The 21,044-nt window shown below is 67.4% G+C and carries 17 protein-coding genes; 13 read left to right on the top strand and 4 right to left on the bottom strand.

Annotation, left to right across the window (positions count from 1 at the left end):
• The first annotated feature begins 15 nt into the window (after positions 1 to 15).
• From DOL89_RS03905 to DOL89_RS03920, 4 genes are all read left to right on the top strand, one after another.
• Positions 16 to 1,365: a GntP family permease gene (locus DOL89_RS03905; RefSeq protein ID WP_205574634.1), complete on the top strand. Its 1,350-nt coding sequence runs from the start codon at positions 16 to 18 to the stop codon at positions 1,363 to 1,365.
• 162 nt (positions 1,366 to 1,527) lie between these two features.
• Positions 1,528 to 1,923, top strand: coding sequence for an NADH:ubiquinone oxidoreductase subunit NDUFA12 (locus DOL89_RS03910; protein ID WP_119677965.1), 396 nt, complete (start codon positions 1,528 to 1,530; stop codon positions 1,921 to 1,923).
• Positions 1,924 to 2,084: 161 nt separating this feature from the next.
• Positions 2,085 to 2,603 carry an outer membrane lipid asymmetry maintenance protein MlaD gene (gene mlaD, locus DOL89_RS03915; RefSeq protein WP_119677966.1) on the top strand — a complete coding sequence of 173 codons (519 nt, stop codon included), beginning with the start codon at positions 2,085 to 2,087 and terminating at the stop codon, positions 2,601 to 2,603.
• 89 nt (positions 2,604 to 2,692) lie between these two features.
• Positions 2,693 to 3,319, top strand: a complete 627-nt coding sequence (locus tag DOL89_RS03920; RefSeq protein WP_225889874.1) for a DUF2155 domain-containing protein — start codon at positions 2,693 to 2,695, stop codon at positions 3,317 to 3,319.
• Here DOL89_RS03920 and aat read toward each other — a convergent pair.
• Positions 3,253 to 3,906 (bottom strand): leucyl/phenylalanyl-tRNA--protein transferase, encoded by a 654-nt coding sequence (aat, locus tag DOL89_RS03925; RefSeq protein WP_119677967.1) that lies wholly within the window; start codon positions 3,904 to 3,906, stop codon positions 3,253 to 3,255. The two genes, DOL89_RS03920 and aat, sit on opposite strands and share 67 nt — an antisense overlap.
• A gap of 260 nt (positions 3,907 to 4,166) precedes the next feature.
• Here aat and DOL89_RS03930 point away from each other — a divergent pair, with 260 nt between their 5' ends.
• The 7 genes from DOL89_RS03930 to DOL89_RS03960 all read left to right on the top strand — a co-directional run bounded on the left by DOL89_RS03930 (position 4,167) and on the right by DOL89_RS03960 (position 15,889).
• A complete protein-coding gene (locus tag DOL89_RS03930) occupies positions 4,167 to 6,197 on the top strand; it encodes a methyl-accepting chemotaxis protein (protein WP_119677968.1) in 2,031 nt (676 codons plus the stop codon).
• Positions 6,198 to 6,270: 73 nt separating this feature from the next.
• Positions 6,271 to 7,989, top strand: a complete 1,719-nt coding sequence (locus tag DOL89_RS03935; protein WP_225889875.1) for an ABC transporter permease — start codon at positions 6,271 to 6,273, stop codon at positions 7,987 to 7,989.
• Positions 7,986 to 8,624 (top strand): ATP-binding cassette domain-containing protein, encoded by a 639-nt coding sequence (locus DOL89_RS03940; protein WP_119677969.1) that lies wholly within the window; start codon positions 7,986 to 7,988, stop codon positions 8,622 to 8,624. The genes DOL89_RS03935 and DOL89_RS03940 overlap by 4 nt, the downstream gene beginning before the upstream one ends.
• Before the next feature lie 105 nt (positions 8,625 to 8,729).
• Positions 8,730 to 11,696 (top strand): TonB-dependent receptor, encoded by a 2,967-nt coding sequence (locus DOL89_RS03945; RefSeq protein ID WP_119677970.1) that lies wholly within the window; start codon positions 8,730 to 8,732, stop codon positions 11,694 to 11,696.
• A 60-nt stretch (positions 11,697 to 11,756) separates the two neighbouring features.
• Positions 11,757 to 12,212, top strand: coding sequence for a hypothetical protein (locus tag DOL89_RS03950; RefSeq protein ID WP_119677971.1), 456 nt, complete (start codon positions 11,757 to 11,759; stop codon positions 12,210 to 12,212).
• Positions 12,213 to 12,484: 272 nt separating this feature from the next.
• On the top strand, positions 12,485 to 13,477 hold the full coding sequence (locus DOL89_RS03955) for a TAXI family TRAP transporter solute-binding subunit (protein ID WP_225889876.1): 993 nt from the start codon (positions 12,485 to 12,487) through the stop codon (positions 13,475 to 13,477).
• 159 nt (positions 13,478 to 13,636) lie between these two features.
• Positions 13,637 to 15,889, top strand: a complete 2,253-nt coding sequence (locus tag DOL89_RS03960) for a TRAP transporter permease (protein ID WP_225889877.1) — start codon at positions 13,637 to 13,639, stop codon at positions 15,887 to 15,889.
• Between the two features lie 87 nt (positions 15,890 to 15,976).
• Here DOL89_RS03960 and DOL89_RS03965 read toward each other — a convergent pair whose 3' ends face one another.
• The 3 genes from DOL89_RS03965 to DOL89_RS03975 all read right to left on the bottom strand — a co-directional run bounded on the left by DOL89_RS03965 (position 15,977) and on the right by DOL89_RS03975 (position 19,819).
• Positions 15,977 to 17,320 carry a TAXI family TRAP transporter solute-binding subunit gene (locus DOL89_RS03965; RefSeq protein WP_119677972.1) on the bottom strand — a complete coding sequence of 448 codons (1,344 nt, stop codon included), beginning with the start codon at positions 17,318 to 17,320 and terminating at the stop codon, positions 15,977 to 15,979.
• A 59-nt stretch (positions 17,321 to 17,379) separates the two neighbouring features.
• Positions 17,380 to 19,218, bottom strand: coding sequence for a cation:proton antiporter (locus tag DOL89_RS03970; protein WP_119677973.1), 1,839 nt, complete (start codon positions 19,216 to 19,218; stop codon positions 17,380 to 17,382).
• Between the two features lie 124 nt (positions 19,219 to 19,342).
• Positions 19,343 to 19,819, bottom strand: a complete 477-nt coding sequence (locus tag DOL89_RS03975) for a DUF411 domain-containing protein (protein WP_119677974.1) — start codon at positions 19,817 to 19,819, stop codon at positions 19,343 to 19,345.
• A 150-nt stretch (positions 19,820 to 19,969) separates the two neighbouring features.
• Here DOL89_RS03975 and DOL89_RS03980 point away from each other — a divergent pair, with 150 nt between their 5' ends.
• Both DOL89_RS03980 and DOL89_RS03985 read left to right on the top strand, forming a co-directional pair.
• Positions 19,970 to 20,407, top strand: a complete 438-nt coding sequence (locus tag DOL89_RS03980) for a YbaN family protein (protein ID WP_205574635.1) — start codon at positions 19,970 to 19,972, stop codon at positions 20,405 to 20,407.
• A 93-nt stretch (positions 20,408 to 20,500) separates the two neighbouring features.
• Entirely contained in the window at positions 20,501 to 20,902 is a 402-nt protein-coding gene (locus DOL89_RS03985; protein ID WP_119677976.1) for a four-helix bundle copper-binding protein, read from the top strand.
• Positions 20,903 to 21,044 lie beyond the last annotated feature (142 nt).

Below are 21,044 nucleotides of genomic sequence, written 5' to 3' on the forward strand. Positions count from 1 at the left end.
CCAGGGAGCCGATTGGTGCTGCTCATTCTCCTGCTGCTCGCGTCCATTGCCTTCATCGTCTTCGCGACGGCGCGGCTCAAGCTTCATCCTTTTCTCGCACTGTTAATTACGGCCTTCGCCTTCGGGCTTCTGTCGGGCATGCCGCTGGGCGATGTTGTTAAGTCGGTGAATGACGGCTTCGGCGGCACCATCGGGTCCATCGGCATCGTCATCCTGGCCGGCACAATCATCGGCGTCTTCCTGGAGAAATCCGGCGGCGCCTTCCGGCTGGCAGCGGGCATCCTGCGCATGACCGGCCAGCGGAACGCGCCGGCGGCCATGTCCATCATGGGCTTCCTGGTCTCGATCCCGGTGTTCTGCGATTCCGGCTTCGTGATCCTGTCCTCGCTCAACAAGGCGCTGGCGAAGAAGGCCGGGATCAGCCTGGCGGCAACCTCCGTCGCGCTGGCCCTCGGCCTCTACGCCACGCACACCATGGTGCCGCCGACACCGGGGCCGGTGGCCGCGGCCGGCATCCTCGGGGCCGATCTTGGCCTCGTGATCCTCTGGGGCCTGATCATCGGGGCGGTGGCGACCTTCGCGGGATGGCTGTTCGCCGTCACCGTGGCCGCCAAGGTGCCGGTCCCGGCCTATACCGACGAGGAGGCGGCGGCCAGCGCCGACCTCCCGCAGGTGGAAGCGTCGGCGCCCGGAGTGTTCAAATCGCTCCTGCCCATCGCGGTGCCGATCCTTCTGATCGTACTGCGCTCCATCGCCGAGCTGCCCGCCAAGCCGTTCGGCGAGGGTGGGATCGTTCCGCTCCTTGGCTTCCTGGGGCAGCCGGTGGTGGCCCTGCTGCTGGGTGTTGCACTGGCCCTTCTGCTGCCAAAGCGGCTGGAGTCGGAAAAGATGCTCTCCACTTCCGGCTGGGTGGGGCAGGCGGTGGTGGATGCGGCGATCATCATCGTCATCACCGGTGCCGGCGGCGCCTTCGGAAAGGTGCTCCAGAACTCCGGCATCGCCGCCGTGATCGGGGAGGGGCTGGCCGGGGCCAATCTGGGCCTCTGGCTGCCATTCCTGGTGGCGGCCGGCATCAAGACGGCCCAGGGCTCCAGCACGGTCGCGATCATCACCACGGCCGGCCTGATGGCCCCGCTGCTGGAACCGCTGGGGCTGGACAGCGCCACGGCGCGCGCTCTGGCGACGGTCGCCATCGGCGCCGGGGCCATGGTGGTGTCCCATGCCAATGACAGCTTCTTCTGGGTGGTCACCCAGTTCTCCAACATGGACGCGCCCACCGGTTATCGGCTGCACACGGTCGGCACGCTGGTGCAGGGGCTCGTCGGCGCGGTGGCTGTCTGGGTGGCGGGGATGATCGTGCTGTAAGAGCGGGGCCGCCAGCGCCCGACACAGTGGACGCGGGCGTGCCGCGGTGCCATAGTCCGGCGCATCGCCGTGCCGGCTGGACCTGCGCGGGCGATCAACCATGTTTATCGTGGGCTGGCGGAACCGCCGCCATCCCACCCGCGGCCCGGAAGTGCTGAGAGCATGAGCGAACGTCAGAGAATCTCCCTGGTCACCTGGATGGCCAATGTCTCCATCCGCCTGCTGATCTGGCGGAAGGGAACGCTGGTCGGCACCGACAAGGCCGGCAACCGGTATTTCCGGGAGAAGGCGAAGCGCGCCGGCATGAAGGAGCGCCGCTGGGTGCTCTACAATGGTGAGCCGGACGCCTCCAAGATTCCGCCGGAATGGCATGGCTGGCTGCACTACACCACGGCGGAGCCCCTGCCGGACAACAGCCCGTTCCGCCAGCCCTGGCAGAAGGAGCATGTGCCGAACCTGACCGGCACGCTGAACGCCTACCGCCCGTCGGGCCACACCTACGCCGGGGGCAAGCGCGCCCGCGCCACGGGCGACTACGAACCCTGGACGCCGTCCTGACCGCGACCGTCATCCGCGGCATTGGCGGCCGGCAGCTTGCACCGGCGGGCTGATGCCCTAATTACGCAGTCAGCCGGTTTGCCGCCGGCTGCGTTATCGGAAGAGGGGCGGCGCCTGCCGGGGCCGCCCCGCTTTGCAATGAACAGGAAACGGCAGGACAGATGCGCAGGAACGTGATCGAGACGGTGATGGGGGCGGTGGTCCTGGTCGTGGCCGGGTTCTTCCTCTTCTTCGCCTACACCTCCGCCGATGTGGGCGCCGTCAGCGGCTATCAGCTCACTGCCCGGTTCAGCAGCACCGGAGGGCTCAGCCCCGGGGCCGACGTGCGCATCAGCGGCGTCAAGGTCGGTACCGTCCGTGAGCAGTATCTGGACAAGCAGACCTTCCAGGCCGTGGTGGTGATGGAGATCGATCCCAGCGTCCAGCTTCCCCTCGACACCTCCGCCGTGATCGCCAGCGAGAGCCTGCTGGGCGGGCGTTACCTCCAGCTCCAGCCGGGAGCCGACGAGGAGGCGCTGAAGGGCGGGGACACCATCGAGTACACCCAGTCCGCCGTGAACCTCGAAGAACTGTTGGGCCGCTTCATGTTCTCCAGCGGCGGCGGAAGCAGCGGCGGGGATGCGGCCGCTCCGGCGGCGGAACCGGCTCCGGCCGGCGGCGGGTTGCTGGGCGGACAGTGACGCCGGGCGTTACGCCTGCGCACCGTCGCTATTCCGCCATATCTGCTGTTCAGGATCGGATGCTACCGCGGCCGAGATGAGGACCTGACATGACCGAGACCGTGAACCGCCGCCGGCCCGCCGGTCCGCGTGCCGGCATCCTCGCGCTTTCAGGATTGCTGGCGATGCTGCTGGCCGGGCAGGCCGCGGGGCAGGAGCAGAGCGTTCCCGGTGCGGCACCGTCCGTGCCGGCCGGCGAGGTTCGGGGCGAAGTGGTGCCGGACAGCGAAATTCAGGCCGTGCCCGGCGCGGAACCGGCCCCGGGTGCCCCTGGAAACGGCGGGCCCGTGCCCTTGCCGGAATTCGGCAACTCCACGGACCCGGCGCAGACGCCCCGCACCTTCGAAGACAAACAGGTCGCGGTGCTGCAAGGCTTGGACAAGATCACCGCCCGCACCTCCACGTTCGAGGTCAAGGTCGGGGAGACGGGCCGGTTCATGCTGATGGACGTCTCTGTGCAGGCCTGCCGCAAGACCCCGCCAATCGAGCAGCCGGAGGCCGCTGCTTTCCTGGTGCTGGAGGAAAAGCGGCCGGATGAGCAGCCGGAGAAGCTGTTCAGCGGTTGGATGTTCGCGTCCAGCCCAGCCCTCTCCGCCCTGGAGCACCCGGTCTACGATGTCTGGGTGATCGACTGCAGGAACGAGTCGACCAAGGCGGCCTCGTCCGACGCGCAGTGAAACTCCGCCTTCGTGGCGACGGCCTCGGTCAGCAGGGCCTTGTAGCGGCTGCGGGGAATTTCGACTGCGCCGAACTGCGACAGGTGCGTGGTCACGAACTGGGTGTCCAGCAGCCGGTAGCCGCCCCGTACCAGCCGCGCCACCAGATGGACCAGCGCCACCTTGCTGGCGTCCGCAACGCGCGAGAACATGCTCTCCCCGAAGAAGGCGCCGCCCAGCGACACGCCATAGAGCCCACCCACAAGCTGCCCATCCAGCCGGCATTCCACCGAGTGGGCGTGGCCCAGCCGGTGCAGGTCGCAATAGCTTTCCAGAATCTCGGCATTGATCCAGGTGTTCGGCCGCTCGGTCGTGGACTCCCCGCACAGGTTCATGACCTCCCGGAACGCCGTATCCACGCTTACCACGAACCGACCCTGGCGCACGGTGCGGCGGAGCCGGCGCGGGACATGGAACCGGTCCAGGGGAAGTATCCCGCGGAGCTGCGGATCGAACCACAGCAGCTCCGTCGCCTCGGCGCTTTCAGCCATGGGAAAAACCCCGGCGGCATAGGCGTGCAGCAGAAGTTCGGGCGTGAGGACGATCATCGCGTCGCAGTCATGGTTTCGCCGGGGCGACAGGATACACCGAACCACCGGCCCTGGTAGGGGGCGAAGCGGGCGGTACCCCCGCCGTACAGGAGGCACGCGCCGACGCCGGCCAATGGTTTAAGCTTCGTAAAGAAAACTTCGCGGAACCGTGACGAAAACTTACTGATCTAACCACTTATTGACGGGCGGAGGCGACCGGCCGCCCGTGGGCGACCGTGTGCCGGCAATCTTTCCATCTTGCAAAGGAACGGCCGGAAATGACGGATGATGCGCTGTCCACGGCACCTGCGGAGATCCCCGATGCAGGGCAGGAAAGCGGGATTCTCGCCCGCTTCTCCATCGCCACCCGGATCGGCGCGCTGGTCGTCGCCGCGCTGTCGACGCTGGTGATGGTCGGGGGCGTGTTCCTGCTGGGAGAGGCGCGCACGGGGGCCGCAACCGACCGGCTGGTGGCCTATGGCAGCTTGGCGGAGCAGGTGGCGGCGGTTGGCCGGCAGGCGGCGGAGCTGCGGTTCCAGACGCAGGGGTTTCTGCGTCACCGCGACATCGCCGCGGCGGAGGCGGTTCGGGCGTCGATGGACAGCATCGATCGGACACTGGCCGCCATCCGGGAGGAGCCGGCAGCCGCGGCCGCCCGTCCGGCGGTGGACGGGATCGCGGCGCGGCTGGCCACGGCGCTAGCGGGATTCGAGCGAGTTTATGAGGCGACGCGGGTCGTGGGCTTCACCGACCAGGAAGGGCTGCGCGGAACCATGCTCACGGCCGCCGCGGAGGTGGAGGCGGAGCTGAAGAAGTGGCCGGCCGGGATCGCGGCGGAGCTGCTGATCCTGATGTCCCAGATGCGGGAGGCGGAACGGGCCTTCCTGGCGAGCGGGGAGGACAGGTATCTCGGCCTGCACCGCAAAGCCTTCAACGAGATGGGCTTCTTCATTCCATCCTCGCAACTGGATGAGACCACGAAGGTGGATTTGGACCGGATGGTGAGCGCCTACCGCCAGGGCATGGTGGCGCTGGCCGAGGCGATCCAGGGCCAGATGGCCGAAGCTGCGACCTTTGCAGCCACCTTTGCGGAGGTGGAGCCGCAACTCGACCAGCTTGCCGCCATGACCGGCAGCGGGATGCTGGAGGCGGAGACCGCGCTGGCGGAAATCCGTGAGCAGACCCGGGCGCTGTCCCTTACGGTCGGCGTCGTTCTGGTGGCGCTGTTCTGTGGTCTTTCGCTGCTGCTGGTCCGGTCCATTATCCGGCCGCTGGCCCGCATCGAAGAGGCAATGCAGCGGCTGGCGGAGGGGGAGCGCCTGAGCCTGATCCCCGGAACCACCCGCAGGGATGAAATCGGCGACATGGCCCGTGCCATCGACGTGTTCCGGCGCAATGCGGAGGAGATCGACCGGCTTAAGGCGGAGGAGCAGGAGCGGGAGCGCCTTCACAAGCTGGAGTTCGAGACGCGGCTGACCGATCTGGCGCAGGTGCTGGAGCGGGAAGTGGCGGCGGCGGTGGATGCGGTTCTGGCCGAAACAGCCGGCATCTCCTCCTTGGCGGAGCAGATGAGCGAAGCGGCACGCCGGACGGGGGAGCAGTCGCGCGGCGTGGCCGGCGCGGCGCAGGATGCGACGGGCAATGTCCAGACCGTTGCCGCCGCGACGGAGGAGCTGGCGGCCAGCGGCCGGGAGGTCGGCCGGCAGGTCACTCAGGTTGCAGACATGGTCCACGAGGCTGTGCGCCGCGGCGCACAGACCCGGTCCATCGCGGCGCAACTGGCAAGCGCCGCCCAGAATATCGGTCGGGCGACCGAACTGATCAGCGACATCTCCGGCCAGACGAACCTGCTGGCCCTGAATGCGACGATCGAGGCGGCGCGGGCCGGCGAGGCGGGACGCGGGTTCGCCGTCGTGGCGGGCGAGGTGAAGAGCCTGGCCGGGCAGACCGGCAAGGCGACGGAGGAGATCGCGACCCAGATCGCGGAGGTTCAATCCGCAACGGAACAGGTGATCGGCGACATAAGCCAGCTTCAGGACCTTATCGCCGGGATCGACGGCATAGCCGGGGCGATCAGCGCAGCCGTGACGCAGCAGGGCAGCGCCACCGAAAGCATCAGCAAGTCGGCGGCAGGTGCGGCCGGCGGCACCATCGAAGTTTCCGACCGAATCCGGGCGGTTGCGGAGGATGCCGGCACCACGGGCGCCATCGCCCAGGAGCTGGATGCCAAGGCAGCCGAGGTGACATCCAGGGTCAGGATGCTGCGCGAGGCGTTGCTGGACATCCTGAAGGAAAGCCGCGCCGCCTAGGCTCCGGACGGTCGACCGCGCCGCGCACGCCCGCTACTGTCGCCGCGATTGATCGACCGGAAAGGGGATCGGCGTGGCGGAGGCAGGTGCGGACACGGGGATCGGCCGAGCGCAGGGACGCATCTCCCCGCTCGCCCTGGTTCCGCCGTTGACGCTGGCGCTGTTCCTGGGACCGGTCGCGGCAGGGCTCGCAGGGGCGGTGCTGCCGGCGTTCGGCTGGCTGCCGGTCCTGGGCGGCACGGAGATCGGGTTGGATGCCTGGCGGTCATTGGCCGCCGCGCCCGGTCTGGGAACGGCGGTGCGGCTGTCGGTGACGGTGGGCGTCGGCGCTACCCTGCTGGCCTTTCTGGCAGCCGTGGGGGTGAGCGCCCTGGTGCACGGAACCCGTTGGGCGGAGCGGCTGCGGCTGGCGCTGGCGCCGCTGCTGGCGGTGCCGCATGCGGCCTTTGCCGTGGGCGTGCTGTTCCTGGCGGCGCCCAGCGGCTGGATCGCCCGCCTGCTCTCGCCCTGGGCGACGGGGTGGGATCGGCCGCCGGACCTGCTGCTGGTGGGCGACCCAGGCGGAATCGCCCTGATGCTTGCGCTGGCGGTGAAGGAGAGCTTCTTCCTGCTGCTGATGATCCAGGCGGCACTCGCGCAGGTGCCGGCGGACGGGCATCTGCGCGTGGCCGCGTCGATGGGGTATGGGCGGCCGACCGGCTGGATGAAGCTGGTCCTGCCGCAGATTTATCCGCAGGTGCGGCTGCCGGTTTATGCGGTGCTGGCCTACGCCTGCTCTACCGTCGACATGGCGGTGGTGCTGGGACCGGCGACGCCGCCGCCGCTCGCCGTCATGGTGCTACGCTGGACCCAGGACCCGAACCTCGCCGCCCGCTTCACCGCGGCGGCGGGCGCGCTGCTGCAGGCTGGGGTGGTGCTGGCGGCGATCCTGTTCTGGCGGGCGGGGGAGCTTGCGGCAAGAGTACTGATGCGGCGGTCGGCAGAACGGGGCGATCGGCAATCGGCGGAACGACCGGTGCGCGCGGCGGCGCTGCTTGCCGGGGCCGGGATCGCGGTGCTGACCGCATCCGTGTTGGCGCTGGGACTGTGGAGCATCGCAGAGCGGTGGCGGTTCCCGGATGCCTGGCCGGCATCGCTGTCCGCCGCTGCCTGGGAACGGGCGGGGCCGCTGCTGACCGGACCGCTTCTCACCACGTTGGGGATCGGCATGGCGGCATCGGTGACAGCGCTTCTGCTGGTCCTTGGATGCCTGGAGCATGAGGACCGGGCGGGTCTGGCCGTGCCGCGGCGCGTGCTCTGGCTGCTCTACATACCGTTGCTGGTGCCGCAGGTGAGCTTCCTGTTCGGCGTGCAGGTTCTGTTGTCGCTGGCGGGAATCGCCGGAGGAGTGGCGGCGGTGTTCTGGATGCATCTGCTGTTCGTGCTGCCCTATGTGTTCCTGACGCTTGCGGATGCGTGGCGCGCCCTGGACCTCCGCTATGCGAGGGTGGCGCTGTGCCTTGGCCGGTCGCCGGCGGATGTGTTCCTGCGGGTGAAGCTGCCGCTGTTGAAAAGACCGATACTGGCCAGCTTGGCTGTGGGCTTCGCCGTCAGCGTGGCCTTGTACCTTCCGACCCTGCTGGCCGGCGCGGGGCGGGTGCCGACACTTGCGACGGAGGTGGTCGCGCTGGCCGCAGGCGGGGATCGGCGGCAATTGGGAGCCTTCGCCTTTCTTCAGACGCTTCTCCCCCTGGCCGCCTTGCTGGCCGCGGCGATTCTGGGCCGGCCCCGGTTCCGCGGAGCCGCGCCATGAGCCTTTGCCTTTCGGACATCACCCTGCTGCTGCACGGAAAGCCGTTGGTCCGCGGCCTGTCGGTAGAGGTCCCCGATGGTGACGTGGTGACGTTGATGGGCCCGAGCGGAAGCGGCAAGAGCAGCCTTCTGGCCCTGCTGACCGGCAATCTGCCACCCGCTTTCACCGCCAGCGGCAGCGTGCGGCTGGACGGCGCGGAAGTGTTGCGCCTGCCGCCGGAGCGGAGGGGGATCGGTATCCTGTTCCAGGACGACCTCCTGTTTCCCCATCTGACGGTGGGAGAAAACCTTTCCTTCGCCATTCCGAAGTCCCGCGCCCGCGGGACGGAGCGGCGGCGGCTGGTGGAGCATGCGCTGGAAGAGGCGGAACTTGGCGGCTTCGCCGCCCGCGACCCGGCCACCCTGTCCGGCGGGCAGCGGGCGCGAGTGTCTCTTCTGCGCGCCCTGCTGGCGGAGCCGAAGGCGCTGCTGCTGGACGAACCGTTCGGGAAACTGGACGCGGCCTTGCGGGACCGGTTCAGGAGCTGGGTGTTCGGCCGGGTGCGGCAAAGCGGCGTGCCGACGCTGCTGGTCACCCACGATCCGGCCGATGCAGAAGCCGCTGGCGGGCCGGTGGTGAGGCTGGGCGAGCTGTAGGTCGGGTTCACCATGCCCGCCTGATCCGACATACGCGGTAGAGACGCATCCGATGCTCTGCGCCTATTCTCCCGCACGCTCTCAACGAGAAGGCTCCATCGCCCTATGCGCAATCCGCTTCTGGCATCCGCCGCCGCCGTCATGCTGCTTGCCGCACCGGTCACCGCCCATGCGCAGGCGGCCATCGAGGTGCTGGTCCTGGACCAGGGGACGGGGGAAGCGGTCGCGGATGCAGCGGTCAGCCTGACGAACAGGGCAACGGGCTACAGGGCCGAGGCGGTGACGGACGGGGCGGGCCGGGCGCGCTTCCCGGCCCTGCCGACCACCGGCGCCTACGTGGCCAGCGTCGGAGGCTCCGCGGCGGAGCCTGTAGAGTTGCGGGCCAGCTTCACGCGCACTGTCACCCTTCTGCTGCCGGACGCGGGCGGCCGAATCGAGGAAATCGTGGTCGAGGGAACGCGCAGCGTTACCCGCCTGAACCTGTCCAATGCCGAGGTATCGGCCAGCCTGGATGCGGTGACGCTGGAGACCTTGCCGGTGGAGGCACGGGACCTGTCCACGGTGCTGTTCCGCCTGCCCAATGTGACACGGGCGACCGGCTTCTTCCCGGAGGCGCCAGCGGTCAGCATCAATGGGGCCAATGCGCTTTTCACCCAGTATCTGATCGACGGGCTGGACAATAACGAGAACTTCCTCGGCGGGCCGAAATTCCCTGCGCCGGTCGGCGCGGTGGCGGAAGCGACGGTGCTGGCCAACAGCTATTCCACGGAGTTCGGCCGCACCGCCAACGGCGTGGTCAACCTGACGACCCGCGGCGGCACGAACGAATTCAGCGGCGAGGTCTTCACCCTGTGGCGGCCCGGCAGTGCGCTGGATTCGGAGACGGACTTTCCCGGCCGCGACCTGTCGGGAAATGCGGTGCTGGAGGGGTTCCGGCGGTATCAGGGCGGGGCGTCGTTGGGCGGGCCGATCGTCCGCGACCGCACCTTCTTCTTCATCAATGCCGAACTGACCCGCGACACCAAGGACAATCGGCTGACCGTGCCGGCGCTGGGCGTGGATGAAACCATCGAGGGGGAGAACCGGTTCGACTACTACACGCTGCGCCTGGACCACCGGATCAGCGAGGACTGGTCAGCCACGCTGCGCCTTAACCGCGGCGACGTGGCTGTGGAGCGGCAGGGCGGCGGGCTTGAGGGGGGCTTCACCTTTCCCAGCGCCGGCGACGAGCAGACCCGTCTCTCCCATCTGGCGGCGTTCCAGACCCGGTATTCAGGCCGGACCCTGTCCTATGAGGGAGAGGTGCAGTTCAGCGCCTTCGACTGGAACTACAGCGATCCTGTCAATGCTGGGCCGCAGGTGACCATCCTGGACCCGCTGGAACAGACCATCGGCGTCATCGGCAATAACGGCTCCACCTTCGATGTCGAGGAGCGGACGTGGCAGACCCGCCATAAGCTCGCCTTCGATCTGGGGCGGCAGCGGGTAAGTGCAGGGCTGGACATACTGCGTGCCGACTTCGACCTGCGCGGCGGCGGCAATCCTGCCGGCAATTACCGGGTCCGCCTGACCGAGGCGCAGCTCGCCCAGGTGCGGGCGCTGGGCCGCGGGACTGCGCTGAATGTCGAGGACCTGCCAGCGGGTGTGGAGGTGCTGGACTATGCGGTGGAGCTGCGCCCGGCCAGCTTCGGGGAGGCGCAGATCCTGTACGGCGCCTGGCTGGAGACGGAGTTCGACCTCAGCGCCGACCTGACCGCGCGGGTCGGTCTGCGCTACGACTATGACGATCTGACGGAGTTCGGGGACGGGAGCGGAGACAAGGACAATATCTCGCCACGGGCCAGCTTCAATTACCGCCTCTCGGACACGCAGGTGATCCGCGGCGGGGCAGGGTTATTCTATGAGAAGCTGCCTTATGTGGTGATCAGCGATGCCTTGCAGCGCAACTCGGACACGCCGGGCTTCCGCGCCCAGCTTCAGGACCTGATCGACCAGGGCATCCTGCCGGCGGATACGGAGCTGGACCGCATCCTGTTCAACGGCAACGCCACGGCGAACCTGTCGGATGTCGGCTATCTGCAGGGTCCATCGGGTGAGGCGTTGCAGCCGCAGCGGGACACGCTGAATGCCGCCGAGCGGCAGATCCTGAACCCGTCCGGCTACGAGAATCCGTCCAGCTTCCAGGCATCGTTGGGATACCAGCAGCTTGTGGCCGGCGATTGGCTGCTGGATGCCAATCTACTTTACAGCCGCGGGCGAAACCTGGTCCGGCTCGTGGATTTGAACAGCCCGGGCCCCTACCGGATCGATCCGGCGGCGCTGGAGGGGCTGACGCCGGAGCAGCTCGCCGCCCTGCCGCGCACGCCGGAGGAGGCGGATGCCACGCGCCCAACAAATCCGGCCGATTATCCAGGCGGAGCCCGGAGCATCCTGGTGTCGGATACCGGCGGGCATTCGGAATACAGGGCGCTGAATCTCAGCGTCACCAAGGACAGGGGGCAGGATATCTGGGGCCTACGGCTGTCCTACACGCTGTCACGGCTGAAGAACGACACCGACGACATCAACTTCCGGGCCCAGGACGCCAACGACTTCGGCGCGGAATGGGCGGCGAGCCTGAATGACCGGACCCATGTCCTCAATGCCATGCTGTTCCTCTATCCGCTCGACGGGTTGACCATCAGCGTGGCGGGGCTGTTCCAGTCCGGCCAGCCTGTCAATTATGGACCGAACGCCGCCCTGTTCGGCACCACGGACCTGAATGGCGACGGTCGCTCCTTCACCAACCAGTATACGGGCAATCCCGACCGGGCCCCCGGAACCGGGCGCAACAGCGGCCGGCTGCCCTGGTCGGAGGTGGTGGATATCGGCGTGCAGTATGAAATCCCGCTGGCCCGCGGCGCGGTGGAGCTGAGGGCGGATGTATTCAACATCCTCAACCAGACGAACCTTGGCGGCTATGTCGTCAATGCCACCGCCAGTAACCAGTTCCAGATCGCCGGCCAGCCCTTCGTGACGCGCAGCGCCGGGCCGCCGCGTACCTTCCAGTTCGGGCTGAGGTACCTCTTTTAGCTGGTCGTTGTCGATGGGCGGACATGGTGCGGACATAGAGCGGAAATGTCGGGCCGGTAAATGACTGCCCTGCCGGCCACGAAGGCCGGTGACCTGCTGGAGGGAAGGGCCATGGGCCTGGGCAACCGTTTTCTGATCACCGCGCTGCTGTTCGGCACCATGGGGATGGCGCTCGGCCTTGCCATGGGTGCTTCCCACGACTTCACCCTGATGCCCGTGCACGCGCATCTCAACCTGCTGGGCTATGTCGGCATGTTCATCGCGGGCCTCTACTACCGGACGGCGCCGGAAGCGGCGGAGTCGCGGATGGCCGAGGTGCATTACTGGGCCAATGCCGTCGGCGTGGTCATGCTCACGGGTCCGCTCGCCGGGTTGCTGCTGGGGGGAGCGCCGCAGTTGGGGCTGCTTGTGCTGGGAGGCGGCGTCATCCTGATCTCCAGCATGATGCTGTTCATCCTGATTATCGCCATGTCTGTCCTGCGGTCCCCCGGCGTGACCATCGTTCCCGCCGAATGACAGTCCCGGCCGCCCGCCTGGAATTTGCGGCGAGCAGACTTCCGGGCGGGCCAATGTGCGGCGTACAGGCGAAAATGTGCAGGAGGCAAGCGTTCAGGCATGTCTGCGTGTGCAGCCCAAGACGATCCCGACCCATCCTAAGCTGATGGGCTATCGACTCGGTTCTGACCCTTAGGCTGCTTGCATCGAAAGATCGTGGCGTATATTTGGGGAATGATACCGGTGTGGCGTGGGCTGCGCCGGATAAGCTTTTCCCTGGGAGGAACGCCAAGATGATGCTTCTCACGCGCCGCCTGTTCGTGGCCGCTTCCGCCATTGCCGGTCTTGCCTTGGCCACGCCGGCTATGGCGCAGAAGGAAAACTGGCCGAAGAGCTTCACCATCGGCACCGCCAGCCAGGGCGGCACCTACTTCCAGTACGGCTCCGGCTGGGCGGACTTCATCGCACAGCAGCTCGGGATCACGGGCAGCGCGGAAGTCACCGGCGGTCCGGCCCAGAACATGGCGCTGGTTCATACCGGCCAGCTTCCCTTCGGCATGGTCACCATGGGCCCCGCCCGCGACGCGCTGGAAGGCAACAGCGAGATCGCGCCGGGCATGCCGATGGACAATGTCCGCGCCATCTTCCCGATGTACGAGACCCCGTTCAGCCTCGTCACCCTGGCCGCCTCCGGCGTGGATGACGTCAGCAAGCTGAAGAACGGCGCCCGCATCGGCGTCGGCCCGGCCGGCGGCACCTCCGACGCCTATTTCCCGGCCATGCTTGAGGCGCTGGGCGCCAAGATCCAGAAGTCCAATGCCGGCTACAGCGACCTCAGCGGTCAGCTCATGGACGGGCTGATCGAAGGCATCGGCTTCGCCGCGGGCGTGCCGATCCCGGCCGTGTCGGAGCTGGAGAGCACGACCAAAATCAACATCATCTCGTTCACGCCTGAGCAGTTGATGACGCTGACCAAGACCTTCCCGGTCTCGCCCTACACCATCCCGGCTTCCACCTACCGGACGACCGAGGCGCAGGGTAAGGACATCCAGGCGGTGTCGATGTGGAACTTCGCGGTTGCCAGCGCCGACCTACCGGAGGACTTCGTCTATCAGATCGTGAAGCTGACCATGGAGAACAATGAGAAGATGGTCGCCATTCACAAGTCGGCGGAGACCACCATCCCGGAAAACTACGTGCACAACAAGGTCCTGAAGTGGCACCCGGGCGCGGTTCGTTGGTTTGAGGAAAACGGCCACAAGATCCCGGCTGAGTTGAAGGACTGAACGGACAAGTATGGCGGCGGCCCGGCATGACGGAGCCGCCGTCGGCATCCTGGCATAACCTTGCCCCTGGTCCGGCCCCGGCTGCATGTGCGGTCCGGGGCCGAGCCGTAGAGGCAGGGCCGAATAGAATTCCATTGCTGCTGATCAAGGCGACCGCCCATGAACCGACCGACCGACAGCCACGATAGTGCCGAGCCGCCCGTGTCGCATCCGTCCCACGCCGGGAATGAACGGGTTCCGCTGGCACTGGAGTCCGAGGGCCCCATCGAGCAGGTCATGGCCCAAGGCGTGGATGAGGAACCCACGCCGGGCTACCAGCGCACCCTGCTGGGGACGGTCGGATGGGTGGTCAGCGGGTTCAGCCTCGCCTACGCGGTCTTCCATCTGATCTGCCTGAACGTCTACCCGCTGGAGACTTGGAACTACCGCATGCTCCACGTCATGGGGGCGCTGATCCTGGGCTTCGCCCTGTCGTCGGCGACCACCTTGACTGGACGGGAGGTCGGGGCCGGGCAGCGCCGGCTGGGCTGGATCGTCGCGGCGGTCGCGGCGGCGCCGGTCCTCTATGCGCTGGTCCAGGTCGGGATCTACTGGCAGTCCATCGGCGCCCGGCCGCCGATGACCCCGGCGTGGGAGACGTACCATTTCGGCATCCCGCTGCTCGTCGGCACCGTTGTCGCCATTCTGGGCGGATGGTTCGTGCGGGCGCCGGACGACCGCATTCATCCCTGCGATCTGGTGCTGATCCTGGCGGCCATCGCCAGCTCAGGCTTCATGCTGGTGGCGCTCGAGGGTTATGCCATGCGCATGCGCGCGGGCACGCCGTTCGCCAGCCCCGGCAACATGTACGCCGCAATCGCCAGCGTTGCCCTGGTCTGTGAACTCACCCGCCGGGTGGCCGGTCTGGCGCTGGTCATCATCGCGGGCGTTTTCGTGCTCTATTCCTTCGGCGGGCCGTATCTGCCGGGCTTCCTGGCCCATAGCGGGTTCAGCATCAGCCGCTTCTTCACCTACATCTACACGGACAACGGTATCCTGGGCGCCACCACGGCCGTGTCCTCCACCTACATCATCCTGTTCATCATCTTCGCGGCCTTCCTCCAGGCTTCCAAGGTGGGCGACTTCTTCGTGAATTTCGCCTTTTCCCTGGCCGGGCAGCGGCGGGGCGGGCCTGCGAAGGTGGCGGTGTTCGCCTCTGGCCTGATGGGCATGATCAATGGCACTTCCGCCGGCAATGTGGTCGCCACGGGCTCGCTGACCATCCCGCTGATGAAGCGGGTCGGATATCCGGCCAAGACGGCGGGCGCGGTGGAAGCCGCAGCCAGCACCGGCGGCCAGATCATGCCGCCGATCATGGGGGCTGGCGCCTTCATCATGGCCGAGGTGACGGGCATTCCCTATACCGACATTGCCATCGCGGCGATCATTCCGTCGGTGCTCTATTTCGCCTCCGTGCTGTTCATGGTGGATCTGGCGGCGGCGAAGCTGGGCATGAAGGGCATTCCGCGCAGCCAGTTGCCGGACCTGTCCAAGATGCTGCGGCAGGTGCATCTGTTCACGCCGATCATCATCCTGATCGCCGCCCTGTTCATGGGCTACTCGGTGATCCGCGCAGGCACGCTGGCCACGGTTGCCGCCGTGGTGGTGAGCTGGCTGTCGCCCCATGCCATGGGACCGCGCGCCATCCTGCGCGCCCTGGTGCTGTCCGGCACCATGTCCATCCAGATCATCGCGGTCTGCGCCTGCGCCGGCATCATCGTGGGCGTCATCGCGCTGACCGGCGTCGGCGCCCGCTTCTCCAGCCTGCTGTTGCAGATCGCAGCGTCCAGCACGATCATCGACGGCCAGCTCCTGGCCCTGTTCTTCGCCATGCTGATCAGCATCATCCTGGGCATGGGCATGCCGACCACGGCGGCCTACGCCATCGCGGCGTCGGTCGTGGCGCCCGGTCTGATCGCCATGGAGATCGATCCGCTGACGGCCCATTTCTTCGTCTTCTACTATGCCGTCGTATCCGCCATCACGCCCCCGGTGGCGCTGGCCGGCTACGCCGCAGCGGCCATTTCAGGGTCCGGCCCGATGGAGACGTCGGTGGCCAGCTTCCGCATGGGCCTAGCCGCCTTCATCGTGCCCTTCATGTTCTTCTACAGCCCGGCCCTGCTCATGGAAGGCGACTGGCTGGTGATCCTGCGTTCGGTGCTGACGGCGACCATCGGCGTCTATCTGCTGGCGGCGGGGCTCCAGGGCTGGTTCTTCGGTCATATCAGCACCTGGATGAAGCCACTGCTGATCCTGGCCGCGCTGCTGATGATCGAGGGCGGCATCACCACCGACCTGATCGGCGCTGCCATTGTCGGCGTCGTGGTGCTGGCGCGGTTCATGACCGGACGCGGCACCGCCCACGCGGGCTGACCGCCGCTGCCCGATCCAGCCGGCCCGTCATCCAGGGTTCTGCCGGGATGACGGGCACGGCAGCGGAAGGCGGGTAAGCGCAATCGGTTACTCTGCCGCCTGCTCCGTCTCCGGCGGGGTCAGCTCCGTCAGCCGTTCGCGAAGACGGCGGCGGACATATTCCAGGTGAAGACGAAGCTGGTAGAGGCTCTCCGAGTAGGAGAGGGGAACGCGGGTGTGCCCGACCCGGTTCTGCACCATATCGAGCTGGGCCAGCGCCGCGCGGAGCTGCGGAACGGTAGGTCGGCTATCCAGCAGATCCTCGATCCGGCGCGCTTCCTTGTACCAACGGTAGATGCGGCGCCGGACCTGCCATTCATAGATCGGCGGCGCCAGCCGCATCAGCGGCAGCATCAGCGTCAGCAGCGGGATCAGCAGCACCCAGAGGCGTTCCGCGTAGTTCGCGGCCCAGAAGGGCAGCCAGCGCCGGGCGATGTTCGGCCCTTCCGAGAAGAAGCGCTCCGCCTCAGCCCGCAACGGGACGTCCAGATTGTCGGGGGAGGGGAAGCGGCCCATGGCGCCGTAGCTCCACTGCCGGCCGAACATGTCCCGCGCCTCGATCAGCGCTTGGGATACGAAGGCGGAATGCATGGTCTTGCCGACCAGCATGGCCGTGGTGGTCGCTACCAGCGTGACGTCCCGCTTGGGTAGGTCGGCGGCAAGATTCAGGGACCCTTCCGGCAGGGATACCTGCGTCAGATAGGGGAACAGGCGGGTAATGGCGGGACCGCGGTCCAGATCGGCCAACTCGACGTCCGGTGCGGCCATCAGCGTCCGCACCGATGTGGCCTGGGCCGTCGTCACCAGAATCGCGGCATCCACCTCGCCCGCCAGCAGGGCGCGGGCGGCGGCCATTCCGGACAGTTCCACCGGCTCCACCCGCTCCAGCACGCCCGCAGCCTTCAGAAGGGTGGTGGAGAGAAGGCGGATGCCGCTGCCCTGCGGTCCCATGGCGATCCGCTTGCCGGCCAGATCGGCCAGCCGGTCGACCGGTGCGCCGCGGCTGAATATCCAGATCGGCTCAACGGCAAGGCTGGCGACGCCGCGGACATCCTCCAGCCCCAGCGTCTGCGCCGCGCCGCCCTGGACGAACGCGGCATCTGCCCGGCCGGACTGCAGCAAGGAAAGGTTTTCCACCGAGCCTGCGGTTTCCAGCACCTCAACCTCGACGCCGACGCGGGCGAAGGCTTCGGCGAATTGCTCCCCGAGCTGCCAGTAGAAGCCCCCGCGCTCACCCGCCGCCAGGCGGAAGCCGTCGGGCGGGGCTGGATCGACGAAGCGCCAGGCGACCAGAAGGCCGGCCAGCACGATGCCGGCCATCAGCAGATAAAGAATGACGGCCTGAACCAGCGAATTGTCCTGAACCCGGCGCAGCCAAGCAATCGGTCCCATCCGTTCTCCCGTGCGAAGTGGAGGGGCAGTGTTGCCGCCGCCGTCTCCCGCTTCAACGCCTAATCGGACGCGGCGGCCCTGGCCTCGACGGTGTCGGCCGCTTCATGGGCGCTTGACGGGGCGAAGGAAAGCAGCTTGCCCGGCTCCGCCGGAACCTCATGCGTTTCGGGAGAGATGAAGATAATGCGGCCATCATCGTAGGCGACCAGCAGCGGCCATGTCCGGTCCCCCACATGCAGCTTCTCCGGCGTGAGGTCGTCCGGTCCGACCTCATCGACATGGAAGGTCCAGCCGTGCTTGAGGAGGCTCTTCAGGCTGTCATAGCCGGCGTTGGGCTGGAACAGGATCTTGCCGCGCCAGTCCCGCAACGGGGCCCGCTCGCCCGGCTGTATACCGGACTGGAAGGCGATCTGGTGGACCCGTTCCCGCCCCATATGAGGGGCGAAGCGCGTGCAGATCAGGGCGTTGTAGGCGTCGTCGGAACTGGCGGCCACGACATAGTCGACCTCTTGAAGATCCAGATCCCCCTCGCTCCGTTCCGACAGCAGGTCGCCGCGGAATGTGGGCAGCCCCTTGCGGCGTGCCGCCGTGAGCGCGGCCGGATCGGGGTCGGCGATGATCACCGGCACGTCGATGCCGCGCAGCGCATCACCCAGCGCGACTGTCCAATCCCAGGCGCCGACGATCAGCACGCCCGGCCGGCTGGTTCCCGCCAGCCCCAGGGCGCGCGCGACCGGACCCACGGTGAAGCCATGGGCGATAACCGTGGCGCCGATAACGGAGAAGACGAGGGGAAGCAGCAGCTCGGCATCCGGATAACCGGCCCGCTCCAGCTGCCGCGTGGCGATGCCGGCCATGGCGGCCGCCACGATGCCGCGCGGCGCGATCCACGCCACCAGCGCCCGTTCCCGCCAGTTCATGCTGTCGCCCAGCGTGGCGAGGATGATCGAGACCGGGCGCACAATGAACAGGATGGCCAGGACGGTCAGGATGATCGGCCAGGACAGCCGGGCGAAAACCTCCGCCTCCAGGTCCGAGGCGAGAAGGATGAAGACGCCGGAGACCAGGAAGACGGTCAGGCTCTCCTTGAACCGGCGGAGATCGTCCAGACCGGCGACGCCGATATTGCCGAGCGCCAGGCCGTAGACGGTGGCAGCGATCAGCCCCGCTTCCGGCATCACGGTGTTCGCGGCGGTGAAGGCGGCCAGGACGGAGGCCAGCAGGATCGGGGTCTTCAGGAATTCCGGCGCCAGGTCGCGGCGGAACATCCATCGCAGACCATAGGCCAGCCCCAGCCCCAAGGCGGTGCCGACGACCACCCCGGCGAGAAGCCGCAGCAGCAGGCCCCAGGCGATTTCAGTTCCTTCGGTCGAGGACAGGACCAGCCATTCCAGGACCATGACGGCCAGAATGGCCCCGATCGGGTCGTTCAGGATGCCTTCCCATTTAAGGAAGGTGGCCGGCCGGCGGTGCAGCTTGGCCTGACGCAGCAAGGGCAGTATCACCGTGGGGCCGGTGATGACCATGATGGCCCCGAACAGGGTCGCGACGGGCCAGCCCACCCCTCCCAGGTAATGGGCAGCCAGCGTGCCAAGGCACCAGCTCAGCGGCACCGCCATGACCAGCCGCTTCACGCCGCCCCCGGCTGCCCGCCATTCCCGGATGTTCAGGTTGAGCCCGCCCTCGAAGACGATGATGGCGACAGCGAAGCCGATCGCAGGCTCCAGAAGCTCGCCCAGGGCCGCGCCTGGATCGAGGACTCCGAAAGCCGGGCCGGCCAGCAGGCCGGTCACCAGCATCATGGCGATCGCAGGGATGCGTAGCCACCAAGCCAGCCATTGCGAGGCGATGCCGGCCACGCCGATCAGGGCGATCACGGCAACAGCATCATCCGCCATGAAGTCTCCGGACCAGGGAGGTGGGCGTCACCTCGCGTCCATGCGCCCGAACGGCCCATGGTGGTCAGGAGAACCGGCGGACATGCTTCCGGTTCCGTGATGCGCGCCTGTCGGAGCCTTGCGGTCAGTGGCTGGCGAAGACCTTGTCGCCGCCTTCGCCGCCGAACAGGATCACGTCATAAGCGTCCTTGTGGCCGGTCTCCATGCCCGGAGAACCCTGGGGCATGCCGGGGACGGTCAGGCCCTTGGCGGCCGGCCGCTCCTTGATCAGGCGCAGCACGTCCTCCGCCGGGACATGGCCTTCCAGCACATATCCGTCCACCAGGGCGGTGTGGCAGGACTGAAGCTGGGGCGGTACCTGATGCACCTGCTTGATCGCCGCCATGTCCGTCGACTCGCGGACATCCACCTGGAAGCCGGCGGCGCGGACATGGTCCACCCAGGCGCCGCAGCATCCGCAGCTCGGGTCCTTCCAGACGGACATCTTCGGCAGCTCCGCACGCGCCTCCGACGGGGCGAGGGCAATGCCCAGACCGGAGAGGGTCAGGATTGCGGTGCCGGCGCCAAGGCCGGTGAGAACAGCGCGGCGGCTGGCGGTCATGGGACGGACTCCTTGCGGCGAACTTGTTCCTATAGTCTGGCGGCCAATATGGGCGATTGGAAGGCATTGTCGAGCCGGTGTGCCAGAGCAGGCGCGACAGGGCGCGGCCCTTACGTCTATCCTGTTCGTCCGATCCCGAAGTTGAGCACCATGACCGGTGACGCCCAAGGCCCTACCGCCGCTCGCCCCGCCACGCCCGAGCCTTCCGACATGGCGGAGCCGCGTCGGTCTCACGCCGCGCGGCTGCTGCGCTGGGTTGGAATCGGGTTGCTGGCGCTCGGCACGGTGGGAATTTTTGTGCCGCTGCTGCCGACCACCATCTTCTGGATTCTTGCAGCAGTCTGTTTCGGGCGGAGCGATCCGCGGCTTCAGGCCTGGATCTTCAGCCATCATCGGTTCGGCCCCGGGGTGGAGGCGTTCGTCCGGCGCGGCGTGCTGAGCCGCAGGATGAAGGTAGCCGCTGTTATCGGCATTCTGACCAGCTTCACCATCTCCGCCTTTCTGGTGGCGGATATGCGGGTGCGCTTCCTTGTGGGCGGCATCCTGGCCTGCGTGATCCTGTACGTCGTGACCCGGCCGGAGGAGTAGGGGTGATGGGCGGCGAGTAGATCCTCCGCCGCGACATCTTCCGGTTCTGCGCGTTGGGGAGGCACTGCCACCCGCAACCGAGGAGATTGAACAATGCACGCACGGGAGATGATCGCGACCCATCCCGACGTGAAGGGCAACATCAACGAGGCGCTGATCCGCTGCATCGAGGAATGCTACGACTGCGCCCAGACCTGCACCTCCTGCGCTGATGCCTGTCTGGCGGAGGAGATGGTCCAGAATTTGAGACAGTGCATCCGCCTGAATCTGGATTGCGCGGATGTCTGCGCCGCCACCGGTTCCGTCGCCACCCGCCGCACCGGCAGCAACGAAGGCCTGATCCGCAGCATGCTGGAAGCCTGCGCCACTGCCTGCAAGCTTTGCGGCGACGAATGCGAGAAGCATGCCGGCATGCATGAGCACTGCCGCATCTGCGCCGAGTCCTGCCGTCGCTGCGAGCAGGCCTGCCGCGCCGCGCTCCAGAGCATGCAGTAATCTGGAACCCCGTAGGTCGCAAGAAGCGCAGCGGATTGCGACGCGGCTTGGTCTCGGCCAGACAGCGCGTCGCACTCCGGCCTTCGGCCTCCTTGCGACCTACGACCGATCAAGGAAAAACCCCCGTCACGGGCTGGTGACG

Source organism: Indioceanicola profundi, assembly GCF_003568845.1.
GTDB lineage: Bacteria > Pseudomonadota > Alphaproteobacteria > Azospirillales > Azospirillaceae > Indioceanicola > Indioceanicola profundi.